Genomic DNA, 12,982 nt, shown 5'->3' on the forward strand with positions numbered 1-12,982 from the left:
CAACCCGCCACTCCGGCTGTGCCGGAATGATTCTCAAAAGTTACCCGCCATTAATAAAAAAACTGCGCTGTTAACTTTTCATTTACGGGCATCGTTAATGATAAGGGAGATCATTTAAGGGTCGGTAAATGCCAAGCCCAAAAAACCACTGGGCACGACAATGCAAGAGTCGATTGAATCACTTAGGGGGTTTTCCTCATCTATTGGTTCATGTTTGGCGATGAGGGATTCACGTTGAAAAACAGCAGAGTGCCCGAATTATTTAATAAATTCTGCATACCTTGCCAAAGGAGAGAAGAATTTGTTAACCATTTGGTGGCAGCCTGCAAATCAGGCAACGTCTGGATCCGCATCGCGCAAAGGCATTGATTTACCAACCGCGGGCGGCAAAGGGGATAATTATGCGGGTTCTACTTATTGAAGACGACAGCGCAACGGCTCAGAGCATTGAGCTGATGTTGAAGTCAGAAAGTTTCAACGTCTATACGACCGACCTCGGTGAGGAAGGCGTGGACCTTGGAAAGCTCTACGATTACGATATTATCCTTCTCGATCTCAACCTCCCGGATATGTCCGGTTACGAGGTCTTGAGAACACTCCGTCTCTCGAAGGTCAAGACACCGATCCTCATTCTGTCGGGCATGGCTGGTATCGAAGACAAGGTGCGCGGTCTCGGCTTCGGCGCCGACGATTACATGACCAAGCCGTTCCACAAGGACGAACTGGTTGCCCGCATTCACGCCATCGTGCGCCGCTCCAAGGGTCACGCCCAGTCGGTCATCGCCACCGGCGAACTGATCGTCAACCTGGATGCCAAGACTGTTGAAGTTGGCGGCCAGCGCGTTCACCTGACGGGCAAGGAATACCAGATGCTGGAGCTTCTGTCGCTCCGCAAGGGTACCACGCTCACCAAGGAAATGTTCCTCAACCACCTTTACGGCGGTATGGACGAGCCTGAACTGAAGATCATCGACGTGTTCATCTGCAAGCTGCGCAAGAAGCTCGCAAACGCAGCAGGCGGCGCGAACTACATCGAAACGGTCTGGGGCCGCGGCTACGTTCTGCGCGAGCCGGACAGCAACACCGAATATCTCGAGACCGCCTGATTATCTCCTGAACATGCCTCCCAAGCATGATTGTCATGACAAACCCGCCGCGCAAACGGCGGGTTTTGTTTTTTGCGACACCGCGAGACAACGGAAAAAGAGCATGTCATGACGATTCGCAGAGCCTCTAAAGACGACGCCTCTAGCCTTGCGGCACTCTCCATCGAAGTCTGGATCGGCACCTATCTCAGGAACGGCGTGTCGAAATTCTTTGCCGATTACGCCTCTCGACCTTCACCACGCAGATATTCGAAGCCTTCATCGATGATGAAAACGAGATCGTTCTCGTCTCCGACAATAGCGACGGCATAGACGGCTTCGTGCGCGTCACGCTCCATAGCCCCGCCCCTTTCGAGAACGGCCCGGAAACAGAAATCGCAACGCTCTATGTTCAGCCGCGACACAAGGGAAAAGGCATCGGCAAACGGCTTCTCGATGAAGTTTTCAGGCTCTGCGTCGAACGGCAATGTGACGGCGTGTGGCTCGCGGTCAACAGTGAGAATCAGGACGCCATCGCCTTCTATGAACGTCTCGGTTTTACACGCGAGGGCCAGACTACGTTCCGGATCGGCGACCAATCCTATGCCAACGCGGTGATGGTGACGCGGTTTTGACGATCCGGCGAAGCGTCATGTGACGTGATCGACAGCGACGACTGGTTCGCAGCCACCCCCACATTTCACTCGGCACAAAAAATGGGCCACCTCACGGCAGCCCACATCAGAATCAGGCCGCTTCGGCGGCCCCGGCCATGGAGGCTGTAAAGACCACGCGGTCCTCATAAATCTTGTACTCAATCTTCATGCCAGCTTCTTCCGCCAGAAGCAGCGTGTAGTAAGGCTGGACGGAATGGGCGTCGATTGCCTCTTCTTCCGTGCCTTCCGCAAGGGCTGCAAACTTGGCGGGCACGCGCATCATGCGGCCCTTCACCGTGATTTCGAAGCGGGCATCGCCTTCGGGGTTTTCCAGGACGATATCCGCATTGCCGCCGCGCGGGATCGCGCCATAGGCAACAAGGAAGAGGTTCAGCAGCAGCTTGACGCGGTTCTTGGCGACGATGGCGCGCGGACCGGACCAGGTGACTTCCACCTTCTTTTCCGCAGCGGCAAAATCCTTGGCAGCCTTCTCCGCTTCGCCCGTGTCGATCGACGCACCGGCCGAGCCGGAAGCACCGAAGGCAAGACGTGCAAATTTCAGCCTTACGGAGGCATTCAGCGCCGAGGTGCGGATAAGGTCCAGCGCATCGGCATCGGTGCCGCCTTCGTCGAGAAGTTCAAGACCGTTATTGATGGCTCCGACCGGCGAAATGACGTCGTGGCAGACGCGGCTGCACAGAAGTGCCGCCAGATCCGGGCCGGAGAGCGAGATATTGAATTTTGATGTCATAGATTTTCTCCTGCGCGGATGGAGCGCGGACCCTATAAAAATTGCTTCAGCATTGGCCCGGAAATCGGAACCGATTTTCGGAAAAGCACGACGCGTCACCTCAAACTGTTGGAGCGCCCCACGGGCGTCCGAAAGGACGCGAGGCGCTCTCATGAGCTTTTCCTTGTTAAATACAATATGTCCTGTCGAAAACGTGCTTCGCCGGACCGATTCCATTTAGCAAGGAAACGCTCTAAGCCATAATGACACCATATTTGGTAAACCGATTGTTAATATCATGGTCTCAAAATGCCAAATGTCTTAACACGGCAATGGTAACAAACAGACGGACGGAACTGACGATGCGACTTAACCAACTCCGCACCATCGCACGCCTCGGACTGGTAAAGATTTTCGTGATGCTCGCGAGCCTGTCTTTGTCGGCTGCGCAGGCATCGGCACAAAGCAGCGATCAATACACAATCCAGGAAATTGTCGATGCCGGTCACGGCTTCTTCGGCGAGACGACGGGCGGCCTTGCGAAGGTCGTGGAACGCGCATTCCAGCAATATGGTCTGCCGAATGGCTACATTCTGGGCCAGGAAGGCTCCGGCGCCTTTGTTGCGGGCCTCACCTATGGCGAAGGCACGCTGTATACGAAGAATGCCGGCCAGCATCCGGTCTTCTGGCAGGGCCCATCACTCGGTCTCGATTACGGCGGCCAGGGCACGCGCGCCATGATGCTCGTCTACAACCTTCCTTCCGTCAACGCGCTCTATCGTCGTTATGGCGGCGTCAGCGGCTCGGCCTTCATCGTCGCCGGCGTTGGCATGACGGTTTTGAAGAACAGCGACGTCACCATCGCCCCGATCCGTACCGGCATCGGCGCGCGTCTTGGCATCAATGTCGGCTATCTGAAACTCACCCCGCAGCCGACCTGGAACCCTTTCTGATTCGTCAGCCGCTCACTTTTGCAGTAAAGTCCTCTAACGCGACTACAGCATCGGCCCGAAAATCGGAATCGATTTTCGGAAAGCACGATGCGTAGCTTCAAAAAGGTAAAGCGTCCTTCGTGCGTCCAATAGGACACACGGCGCTTTAGCGTGTAAGGCGATGACCGCCTGGCGCAAGATTGCCATGACAGTCTTCGCCGCGACGATGAAATGAGCTGCCATTTTGGGTCATCGACCCATGGCGCTTCCTGTGGAGACGACCACGCGTGATTGAGTACGCCCTTATTTTCGGCCTTGGTTTTCTCTGCGCAATTTTGCTGGTTTCGTTGATTGCCCCTGCGATCCATCGGCGCATCGTGTCCTATACCGAAAAGCGACTGCGTGCGACGATGCCAATGAGCCCGCAGGAGGTGCGTGCGCAAAAGGACATGGCGCGTGCGCTCTATGCCGCGGAAAATGCCCGCACCCGTCAGGAACTGGATTCCGAGCGGGAGAAGGCTCTGGCGCTGAAGTTCAAGAATGAGGCGGCCCAGGGCGACGCCGGACGGCTTCTTGCCGAAACCCGCGAGCTGAAACTGCAGCTCGAGCAGATGACGCTGGAGGCCGGCGACCTGCGCGCCAAGGCCCGCCGTCACGAGGACGCCGTCGCCCGGCTGACGACCAAGCTCAACGATGCTGAAGAAACGGCGATTGCCCGCACCCAGGAAATCTCCAATCTCACCAAGCGCGTCAGCGCCATTTCCCGCGAACTGGACGATCTCAAGATCGCGCTGTCGGCCCGCGATCTGGAAGTGGAGCAAGGTAAAAGCAAGGCGACCTCCTGGCGCAAGGAGCGTGAGGACATCACCCGCCAGCTGGAAAACGCCGCCGCAAAAGCGCGCGAGACCGCCCAGCATATGAACCGCGAAAGCCGCAAGATCGCTCGCCTTGAAGATCAGCTTGCCAAGGAAATGGCGCGCAATGCCGATAGCGAGATGCTGCTGGAGCGTCGCGCCCAGGAAATCGCCCGCCTGAAAGAGCGCATGAGCGGCAACGAGGGCAGCAAGGATGCGCTGAGCACCGCCCCTCTTCCGCTCATCCAGTCTGAAACCTCTGTGGAAACGCCAGAACGGCTTCCGCGTGAAATCGAGGATATCCGCAATCAGGGCACGGCGCTGACGGAGCGGCTGTTGAATATCAAGGGCGACACCCATGATGAGGCGATCCGCAACGAGATCAGTCAGATTGCCGCACGCATGATCGCGCTCACTGCCGCGCAGGAAGGCGAAAGCTCCCCCATCCCCGCTCTCATCGCCAATGCCGAAAGCGCCGGTGGCCGCCAAAGCCTTGCCAACCGTGCCAGCGAGCTGATGGCGCGCCGCGCCGGGTCATCATGAGAAGAATGCTCACGCTGTAGCGAGGGCGAGCACCAGCATCGGCCCTCTTGGGAATAGGTGTAGCCTCAGCCACGCGCAACGATACACGGCGTGAAGGATCAGCTGACCCATCGGTTCGGCGCGAATATTGCGACAGCCGCGGCGACCAGCTCGGCATTCCCGCTGGACAGGGTGCCATCCGGCTTTGACGGGCCGTCTTCCAGTCCGACCCGCGTCGACCAGCGCCGCTCTCGCGCGCGTCGCACGAAATGCCAGACGGTCGCATCGAAGCCGTGCAGCAGGATTGGCCGGGACAGCCCGGCGTCGGCCAGCACCTGCGCGATGCCATCGGCGATCTCGTCGGCTTTGTTGATATCCTGCTCTTCGATTTCGATTAGCACCCGGAACAGGGGCGGACAATCCGGCAATGCGATGAGCCGCTTCGCGTCGGCGATCGTCGCCAGACCGGCTTCGATGCCGACTCCGATCCTGTCAAGAATCGCCATCACCGCGGGAGCATCCGGTTCGGAGAGATTGACCGACGCATAATCGGGCCGCTCACGCCAAGCCGCGATGCGTGCCCGCGTGGTTGCTGCATTTGCTTCGATCCATGCGCCCGTGGAAACGCCGATCAGCGTGCCTGGGCAGGCGCGGCGCATGGCACGGATCGTGTCATCGACGGCCTCAAGGCTCTCCCGGCCCGAGTCATCGCGCGGGTGGATGTGCAGTTCGGCGGCACCCGCCTCGATCGAGGCAACACCATCGCGGACCATGCCATCGACCGTCAGGGGCAAATTCGGATGGTAATCGGCGGGACGGGCTCCGTTGATGCAGGCTTGGACGATCATGTGAGCTTCCTGTCGCTTTTGTTGTGGCGGACGTGGCTTCCCAGATTTTGCCGACAGCATCGGCCCAAAAATCGGAATCGATTTTCGGAATGCGCGATGCCTGGATTAAGGACGATAGAGCATCCCTTGTACGTGCAATAGGAGGCACGGCGCTCTAGCGGCCATTGTCCTGCGGTTTCGACGACGGCGCGGAGGACCGGCATACGGCAATGACTGTCTCGCGAAGCCAGCGATGCGCGGGATCGGCTTCCATGCGGGGATGCCAAAGCGCCACGACGGCGATCTCCGGCGTTTCCACCGGTAGCGGGAAGCTGACCAACTGATCTTCGAACCATGGATAGGACAGGCAGGACTGTGTGACCAGTGCGACGAGATCGGACTGGCGCGCAATCCGCAAGGCATCGGGGAAGCCCGGCACCACGGCCACGATCTCGCGGGTCAGGCCGAGCGTCTCAAGAGCGTCATCGACCGGCCCGGTGAATTGCCCGCGTCGGGACACGACGACATGCCGGGCGGCGGCATACCGCTCAGGCGTCACCGGTGCTAAGAGCAGCGGATGCTCGTGTCGGACAACGCCGACAAAGCGGTCGCGAAAGAGAAGATGCGTTCTAACCTCGGGCGCAAAGTCGCCCAGCACTCCGATCTCCAGGTCGATCGTTCCATCCCGGAGCGGTCCCGCCTCTTTAACCGGCTTCGGCGCAAAGCGCAGGCGCGCATGGGGAGCGGTCGCAACCACCGCGGCGGCTAAGGGAGCGGAAAACAAGGCGATGAAACCTTCATTGGCCCGGATCGTGAAGGTCCGCTCCAGCGTGGCCAGATCGAGGGTACCGTCCTGCGGGCTCAGAACGGCGCGCACATCGCGCGCCAGCACATGAACGCGCTCACGCAGCGCGATGGCGCGTGGGGTTGGCACCAGCCCGCGACCTGCCCTTACGAGCAGAGGATCGCCGGTTGCGGCACGCAATCGGGCAAGCGTCCGGCTCATGGCGGATGAACTCAGGCCCAGCCGCCGCGCTGTCGCCGTTACGCTTCCTTCAGTCAGAAGCGCATCCAGTGCCGGCAAAAGATTGAGGTCGATGGTGTCCATCGAAACACTCTATCCGATACCCGACAGATGCATAGCGCCTTGTGCAACAATAGTTTGCATCCTGTGCGTCTGGCGCATTTCATCTGCGAGGAGGATGATGGCGTCCGACATCAAGAAGGAAAGGCGAGATCATGACCTCGAACCATGCAAACGAAACCAACAAAACCACTCTCATCGTCGGCGCATCGCGCGGACTTGGCCATGCAATGGCGGCGGAATTTTTGGGACGCGGCTGGAATGTGATCGGGACGGTGCGCGGATCGGATCGAAGCCAGCTGCACGACCTTGCAGACGCACATCCATGCCGTGTCGAAATCGAACAGCTCGACGTCACAGAACCGGAGCAGATCGCCGCGTTACGTGATCGGTTGGCGGAGGAACAGATCGACATCCTGTTCGTGAACGCTGGTACGGCGAACACCAATCAGGATGAGACCATTGCGGAGGTGTCAACCGATGAGTTCATCCGCGTGATGGTCACGAATGCGCTTAGTCCCATGCGGGTGGTCGAAGGCTTGCAGCATTGCGTGACGCCGGTTGGTCTGATCGGCGTAATGTCGTCCGGGCAAGGCAGCATTTCCAACAACAAGAATGGCGGTCATGAGGTCTATCGCGGCTCCAAGGCTGCGCTGAACCAATATATGCGCAGCTATGCGGCTCGCCATGCCCACGATTCTCGCGCCCTGGTGCTGATGGCGCCAGGCTGGATCCGCACCGGACTTGGCGGCCCCGATGCGCCCTTCGGCATGGAAGAAACCGTACCGCAGATCGTCACCACGCTTCTCGCGCAGCAGGGAAAGCCAGGTCTTCGCTATCTCGACCGGGAAGGATGTGACGTTCCCTGGTGAGGATCGCCAAAAAAAATGCGATGAGCGGCATTAAAAATAAAGACCGATAAAATTGTACCGATCGATTTAAACGCCCCGAAAATTATGCCTCGTAATGTCGTCTTCAACAGAGGCCGGACAACGAAAGAAAAACCGGCCCGGTAACCGAAGCGCAAAAGAAACCGGCGGGCAAGCCGGCCACGAAACGGGGTTAGACATGTTGAAGAAGCTTTTCGCAGCCGCACTGTGCGGCATCGTTATCGCATCCATCGCAAGCCACGCAGACGCGGCAGGCCCCGGCGGTCTCGCCAGAAGCTTTGCCAAGATCGAGCGCAACCTCATTGCATCAGCCCCGTCGATCACACAGGGCGAGCAAGTGGACATCGAGCGCAAGGCCGCGATCGCCTCGCTCGACTTCTACTTCCAGCGCTTCGACCAGTTCGAAAAGCTGCGCTGAACCGAATATCCAAGAGATTCATGACCGACTGCCGCCCGTCGCTGCGCCCTTGTGGCCTACACGACAGGCGGCTTTTTTCGTTCGGCCACCGCAATGCCGCCAAGCGCCAGCAAAAGGGCGATGATCTGATAGAGGTGCAGCGTCTCGCCGATGATCATCACCGATAGAAACGTGCCGAAAACCGGTATGAGGTTGATGAAGAGCCCGGCGCGGTTCGGACCGATCTCTTCCACGCCCTTGATGAAAGAGATTTGCGCCACGAGCGACGGGAAGAGTGCAGTATAAAGCACGATCGCCCAACCCTTCGCTTCGGGCCAGATCGCCTGGTCGCTCAAGACTTCCCATCCCATCAGCGGTATCGAGGTCAGAAGAGCGGCCGTCGCTGGAATGGCCATCAGCGTGCGCCAGTCCACCGCCGGCTTCCAGCGCAGGATCACGGTGTAGATCGCGTAGGCGAGCACGGCGAGCAGCATGATCGCATCGCCTGGATTGAACTCCAGCCGCACGAGCGACATCAGATCGCCGCGGGATGCGAGAAGCGCAACCCCACAGATGGTCAGCATGAAGCCGATGATCTGGACGGCGAGCACCTTGGTGCGAAAGAGCGCGAAGTTGAAGATGAAGATCACCGCCGGAATGACAGCCTGGATGACGGCGGCATTGATGGCGGTTGTGTATTTCAGCGCCGAGTAGAGGGCCGCGTTGAAACAGGTGTATCCCACCGTACCGAGGATGAAGAAATAGGGCAGTCGCTTTTTGACCACCGGCCAGTCGCGTGCCAGTTGAGGCAATGAGATCGCGACAATGATCGCCACCGCAACCACCCAACGCAGAAAGGTCAGCACCATCGGGCTGATATGGCCCACCGCAAGCTTCCCCGCGACGGCATTGCCGCCCCAGCACAATGCGGCAATGGTGAGGACGAGATAGGCTCTGGAGGGCACGGGCGCAGAACTTTCATTCAAAGACGTGCCCGATTTCTGCACTCGCCCTCACAGCTTCGCAAGGGCAGTTGCACGCTTTTCAGCCATAGGATGGGCACAATTATCCTACAAAAGCAAAATTCCGCTGCATAAACAGGGTCGCTTTCCGCAAAACAACGCAGTATAGATTTGCGGGTTTGAGGTAGGGGCGCCCCGGCGCCATGAGCAGGAAAGCAAGAAATGACGAATGTAGTCGTGGTCGGCTCGCAGTGGGGCGACGAAGGCAAGGGTAAGATTGTTGACTGGCTCTCCGAGCGCGCCGACGTGGTCGTGCGCTATCAGGGTGGGCACAATGCCGGTCATACGCTTGTCATTGATGGCGTCAGCTACAAGCTGTCCCTGCTCCCTTCCGGCGTCGTTCGTCCCGGCAAGCTTGCCGTCATCGGCAATGGCGTGGTGGTCGATCCTCACGCGCTGATTGCGGAAATGGGCCGTCTGGAAGCCCAGGGCGTCAAGGTGACGGCCGAAAACCTGCGCATCGCCGACAATGCCACGCTTATCCTTTCCTTGCACCGCGAACTGGACGGCATGCGCGAAGACGCCGCCTCCAACAGTGGCACCAAGATCGGCACCACCCGCCGTGGCATCGGTCCAGCCTATGAAGACAAGGTCGGCCGTCGCGCCATCCGCGTGATGGATCTCGAAGACCGCGAAGCGCTGTCGGCCAAGGTCGACCGCATTCTGACACACCACAATGCCCTTCGTCGCGGTTTCGGCGCTGCCGAAGTTGCGCATGAAACCATCATGGAAGAGCTGACATCGATTGCCGATCGCATTCTTCCCTTCAGTGAAACGGTCTGGCTGCTGCTCGACAAGAAGCGCCGCGCCGGTGCGCGCATCCTGTTCGAAGGCGCGCAAGGCTCGCTTCTCGATATCGACCACGGCACCTATCCCTATGTGACGTCGTCCAACACGGTGGCGGGTCAGGCGGCTGCCGGTTCGGGCATGGGCCCGGGCTCGCTCGGCTATATTCTGGGCATCACCAAGGCCTATACGACGCGCGTCGGCGAAGGCCCCTTCCCGACCGAACTGCACGACGAGATCGGCCAGTTCTTGGGCGAGAAGGGTCATGAATTCGGCACCGTTACGGGCCGCAAGCGCCGCTGCGGCTGGTTCGATGCGGCATTGGTGCGCCAGTCGGTCGCCACCAACGGCATCACCGGCATTGCGCTCACCAAGCTCGATGTTCTCGATGGCCTGGACGAACTGAAGATCTGCGTCGGCTACAAGCTCGACGGCCAGGAAATCGATCACCTTCCGGCAAGCCAGGGCGCACAGGCTCGCGTCGAGCCGATCTACATCACGCTTGAGGGCTGGAAGGAATCGACCGTCGGTGCCCGCAAGTGGGCAGACCTGCCGGCCCAGGCGATCAAATATGTGCGTCAGGTCGAGGAACTGATCGGCGCGCCCGTGGCACTGCTGTCCACCAGCCCGGAGCGTGACGACACCATACTTGTGACTGACCCGTTTGAGGACTAATGTCCTCGGCGATCAAACTTCATAAACCATTTCGGGTCAGCGTGTTGCCGGTCCCGACGAGAAAGTGCTGATGGCGGATTTTGTAGCAGTCATTCGCAAGGCCGTGGATGGCTTGGCGAACAATACTCCCGAAAACCGGGCCAAGGTGTACGACAAGGCACGTATCGCCGTCGTGCGCCAGCTTGAAAACATGAAGCCGCGCCCGCCGGAAGAAATGCTCCAGCGGCAGATCATGAAGCTCGACACGGCGATTGCCGAGGTCGAGGGCGAGTATTCCGAAGCACTTCCCGCAGTGGAGGACGAAGACGATGGCGCGGCCGCCGCTTACGCGGCGCCTGCGACCGAAGACGTGTCGTCGCCCTATTATGAAGAAAGCGTCGCGCAGCAACAGCGCCACGCCGATGACTATCGGGAAGAGGCGGAGCCCGCCCATCCTGATCAGCAGGCCGAGCCTGAGCAGCACGAAACCTATGCTGCCCACCAAGATGTGGAACGGCACGAAGAGCGCGAGCCCGCCTATCAGGCTGAGCCTGCCGAAGAGCCGGCCTATCGTGCCGAGGAGACGGCAGAAGAAGCCGAGCGTTACGAGCGCCCGGCATTCGATGAGGCACATGAACCTCATCAGGAGCCGGAGACCTATCGGCACGAGGCCTCGGCCTATTCTCATGAGCATGAGGACGAGCACCATGGCGTCGAAGCGCGTCATGAGCCCGTCGCCGAGGAAGACCACGCGCACCGCGACTGGGTCGGCCAGGACAGCCATCTCGAGCCCGCCCCGTGGGAGCGCGAAGAGACAACGGTCGGCGACCATGTGGCTGACGATCAGCTTCATGCCGCTTATCGCCACGACGAGGTTGCCCATGACGATTACCGTCATGAGGAAATCCGTCAGGATGATGAACCGCGTGAGGCAGAACCCTTCAGCACTGAAACCGTGCTGCATGAGAACGCACCGCTTCCCTACACGGCTGGCTTCGACGGCCATTCCAATTACTATGGCAATGTCAGCGTAGAGCCGGAGAACCGTCCCGCCGCCGACGATACGCATTATGCCGCCTTCGACGAGCATGACGCCCGTCTCGACCAGTCTGAAACGGCGCAAGCCAATGCCGCTGGCAAGGCCGCGGCTCCGGTCGACGATTTCTCTTCGTATTTTCAGGACACGGCACTCGATCTGCCGCCGAAGTCCTCGCCTTCCCTGCCCCGCGCCGATGAAGATCCTTTTGCGGCAAGCGCCAAGAAGGACGACAAGGAACGCACGCCCTGGGACGATCTCGAAGAACTGATCGGCTATGATGGTGGCGCAAACGATCGCTCCGACAAGACGGCCGGCAATAACTTCGACAGCGGCTTTACCGGCGCCGGCATTCCGGCCGCCGCCTATGCGACGAAGAAAAAGCCGAAGCGCAATTACGCGGGCATGGTTCTTGGCCTTGGCCTCCTCGTGCTGCTTGCAGGCGGTGGCTATGCCGCTTGGATGAACCGCGAGGCCCTGAACGACATGGTCGGCGGTCTGGTCAATTCGGCCAAGACGGGCACCTCGACCGAGACACCATCGGGCGGAAACTCACAGACTGCATCGGCACCGGCCAATGGCCAAACACCGGCTGGCAATCAGCCAGCGGCCAACGGCCAGACACCGGCCCAGGGCCAGGCTTCGACCGCGACGCCGGCAGCGACGCGCCCTGCCGATGATGGCTCCGTCACCGGCACGAAGTTCACCCAGCGGCTTCTGGCCGATGGTACCGAGAAGGACGAAGGCCCAGGCCCGGGCGCCAATGGCCAGCCTGTGACCGCAGAAGGCCAATCGGTCTATCAGCAGAACGAAGCGCCTTCGGCCCAGAATACCGCTGCCGCGGCACCGGCCGCCTCTGGCAGCCAGCCCGCCGCACAGCAGGCCGCGACGCCCGCAGCCGCAGCAACCGGCGACCGCATGTTCCTTTACGAGGAAGTGCTCGGCCAGACGGTTCCGACAGCAATCGAAGGGACGGTCTCCTGGACGTTGCAGAACGAGAAGGACGAGGCTGGCAAGCCATCGCCTGAGGTTCAGGGCCAGATCACCATCCCCGGCCGTGGCCTCAGCGCACTCATCACCTTCAAGCGCAACACCGATCCGTCGCTTCCCGCAAGCCATCTGGTCGAGATCGTCTTCTCGGTCTCGCCGGGCTTCGAAGGTGGCGCCATCGACAGCGTCCAGCGCATTGCCATGAAGTCCACTGAACAGGACCGCGGCAACGCACTCATCGCCGTTCCTGCAAAGATCACCGACGATTTCCACATGATCGCGCTGAACGACTTTCCTGACGCACGCAAGACCAATCTGGAATTGCTCAGAACCCGTGACTGGATCGACATTCCGGTGTCCTACCGCAACGGTCGCCGGGCGCTTCTGACGCTGCAGAAGGGCGCTGACGGCAAGTCCGCATTTGAAACCGCGCTTCGCGAATGGATGGCGGCATCGCCGACGCCCGCGCAGTAAGCTGTTCGGATAACTCGACCAAAACGAAAAGCCCCGGTGAAGA

Annotated in this window: 12 protein-coding genes; 8 read left to right on the forward strand and 4 right to left on the reverse strand. The window is 59.8% G+C overall.

Annotated features, from left to right (window positions below; genetic code table 11):
• Window positions 1-401: 401 nt before the first annotated feature.
• Complete coding sequence (ctrA, locus tag EYC79_RS20110; protein WP_062425123.1) at window positions 402-1,106, forward strand: response regulator transcription factor CtrA; 705 nt, start codon at window positions 402-404, stop codon at window positions 1,104-1,106.
• 278 nt (window positions 1,107-1,384) lie between these two features.
• Complete coding sequence (locus EYC79_RS20115; RefSeq protein ID WP_245495331.1) at window positions 1,385-1,720, forward strand: GNAT family N-acetyltransferase; 336 nt, start codon at window positions 1,385-1,387, stop codon at window positions 1,718-1,720.
• A 112-nt stretch (window positions 1,721-1,832) separates the two neighbouring features.
• Here EYC79_RS20115 and chpT read toward each other — a convergent pair whose 3' ends face one another.
• The gene (gene chpT, locus EYC79_RS20120; RefSeq protein WP_130979296.1) at window positions 1,833-2,492 is read right to left on the reverse strand and encodes a histidine phosphotransferase ChpT; all 660 of its coding nucleotides are present in this window, start codon (window positions 2,490-2,492) and stop codon (window positions 1,833-1,835) included.
• Window positions 2,493-2,827: 335 nt separating this feature from the next.
• On the opposite strand from chpT, the gene EYC79_RS20125 reads away from it, so the two are divergent.
• Window positions 2,828-3,424: a DUF1134 domain-containing protein gene (locus tag EYC79_RS20125; RefSeq protein WP_062425158.1), complete on the forward strand. Its 597-nt coding sequence runs from the start codon at window positions 2,828-2,830 to the stop codon at window positions 3,422-3,424.
• A gap of 266 nt (window positions 3,425-3,690) precedes the next feature.
• Window positions 3,691-4,800 carry a coiled-coil domain-containing protein gene (locus tag EYC79_RS20130; protein WP_130979297.1) on the forward strand — a complete coding sequence of 370 codons (1,110 nt, stop codon included), beginning with the start codon at window positions 3,691-3,693 and terminating at the stop codon, window positions 4,798-4,800.
• A gap of 98 nt (window positions 4,801-4,898) precedes the next feature.
• Here the strand turns inward: EYC79_RS20130 and EYC79_RS20135 are convergent, their stop codons facing one another.
• Window positions 4,899-5,627, reverse strand: coding sequence for a 3-keto-5-aminohexanoate cleavage protein (locus EYC79_RS20135; protein ID WP_130979298.1), 729 nt, complete (start codon window positions 5,625-5,627; stop codon window positions 4,899-4,901).
• A gap of 154 nt (window positions 5,628-5,781) precedes the next feature.
• A complete protein-coding gene (locus EYC79_RS20140) occupies window positions 5,782-6,714 on the reverse strand; it encodes a LysR family transcriptional regulator (protein WP_130979300.1) in 933 nt (310 codons plus the stop codon).
• Between the two features lie 131 nt (window positions 6,715-6,845).
• Here EYC79_RS20140 and EYC79_RS20145 point away from each other — a divergent pair, with 131 nt between their 5' ends.
• Together EYC79_RS20145 and EYC79_RS20150 are read left to right on the forward strand one after the other, a co-directional pair.
• A complete protein-coding gene (locus EYC79_RS20145; protein ID WP_130979301.1) occupies window positions 6,846-7,562 on the forward strand; it encodes an SDR family oxidoreductase in 717 nt (238 codons plus the stop codon).
• 196 nt (window positions 7,563-7,758) lie between these two features.
• Window positions 7,759-7,998, forward strand: coding sequence for a hypothetical protein (locus EYC79_RS20150; protein ID WP_062439919.1), 240 nt, complete (start codon window positions 7,759-7,761; stop codon window positions 7,996-7,998).
• Between the two features lie 56 nt (window positions 7,999-8,054).
• On the opposite strand, the gene EYC79_RS20155 is transcribed toward EYC79_RS20150, so the two are convergent.
• Complete coding sequence (locus EYC79_RS20155) at window positions 8,055-8,942, reverse strand: DMT family transporter (RefSeq protein ID WP_113274146.1); 888 nt, start codon at window positions 8,940-8,942, stop codon at window positions 8,055-8,057.
• 219 nt (window positions 8,943-9,161) lie between these two features.
• On the opposite strand from EYC79_RS20155, the gene EYC79_RS20160 reads away from it, so the two are divergent.
• Both EYC79_RS20160 and EYC79_RS20165 read left to right on the forward strand, forming a co-directional pair.
• Window positions 9,162-10,460, forward strand: coding sequence for an adenylosuccinate synthase (locus EYC79_RS20160; protein ID WP_062425131.1), 1,299 nt, complete (start codon window positions 9,162-9,164; stop codon window positions 10,458-10,460).
• Window positions 10,461-10,530: 70 nt separating this feature from the next.
• Window positions 10,531-12,939 carry a nucleoporin FG repeat-containing protein gene (locus EYC79_RS20165; RefSeq protein ID WP_130979303.1) on the forward strand — a complete coding sequence of 803 codons (2,409 nt, stop codon included), beginning with the start codon at window positions 10,531-10,533 and terminating at the stop codon, window positions 12,937-12,939.
• Window positions 12,940-12,982: the final 43 nt, after the last annotated feature.

Origin of the sequence: Agrobacterium cavarae (assembly GCF_004310285.1) — a bacterium.
Classification (GTDB): domain Bacteria; phylum Pseudomonadota; class Alphaproteobacteria; order Rhizobiales; family Rhizobiaceae; genus Agrobacterium; species Agrobacterium cavarae.

Bases quoted from the DNA above. Each gene is read 5' to 3' on its own strand.
- ctrA (WP_062425123.1), top strand. From the start codon at position 402: ATGCGGGTTCTACTTATTGAAGACGACAGCGCAACGGCTCAGAGCATT.
- chpT (WP_130979296.1), bottom strand. From the start codon at position 2,492: ATGACATCAAAATTCAATATCTCGCTCTCCGGCCCGGATCTGGCGGCA.
- EYC79_RS20135 (WP_130979298.1), bottom strand. From the start codon at position 5,627: ATGATCGTCCAAGCCTGCATCAACGGAGCCCGTCCCGCCGATTACCAT.
- EYC79_RS20140 (WP_130979300.1), bottom strand. From the start codon at position 6,714: ATGGACACCATCGACCTCAATCTTTTGCCGGCACTGGATGCGCTTCTG.
- EYC79_RS20145 (WP_130979301.1), top strand. From the start codon at position 6,846: ATGACCTCGAACCATGCAAACGAAACCAACAAAACCACTCTCATCGTC.
- EYC79_RS20150 (WP_062439919.1), top strand. From the start codon at position 7,759: ATGTTGAAGAAGCTTTTCGCAGCCGCACTGTGCGGCATCGTTATCGCA.
- EYC79_RS20160 (WP_062425131.1), top strand. From the start codon at position 9,162: ATGACGAATGTAGTCGTGGTCGGCTCGCAGTGGGGCGACGAAGGCAAG.
- EYC79_RS20165 (WP_130979303.1), top strand. From the start codon at position 10,531: ATGGCGGATTTTGTAGCAGTCATTCGCAAGGCCGTGGATGGCTTGGCG.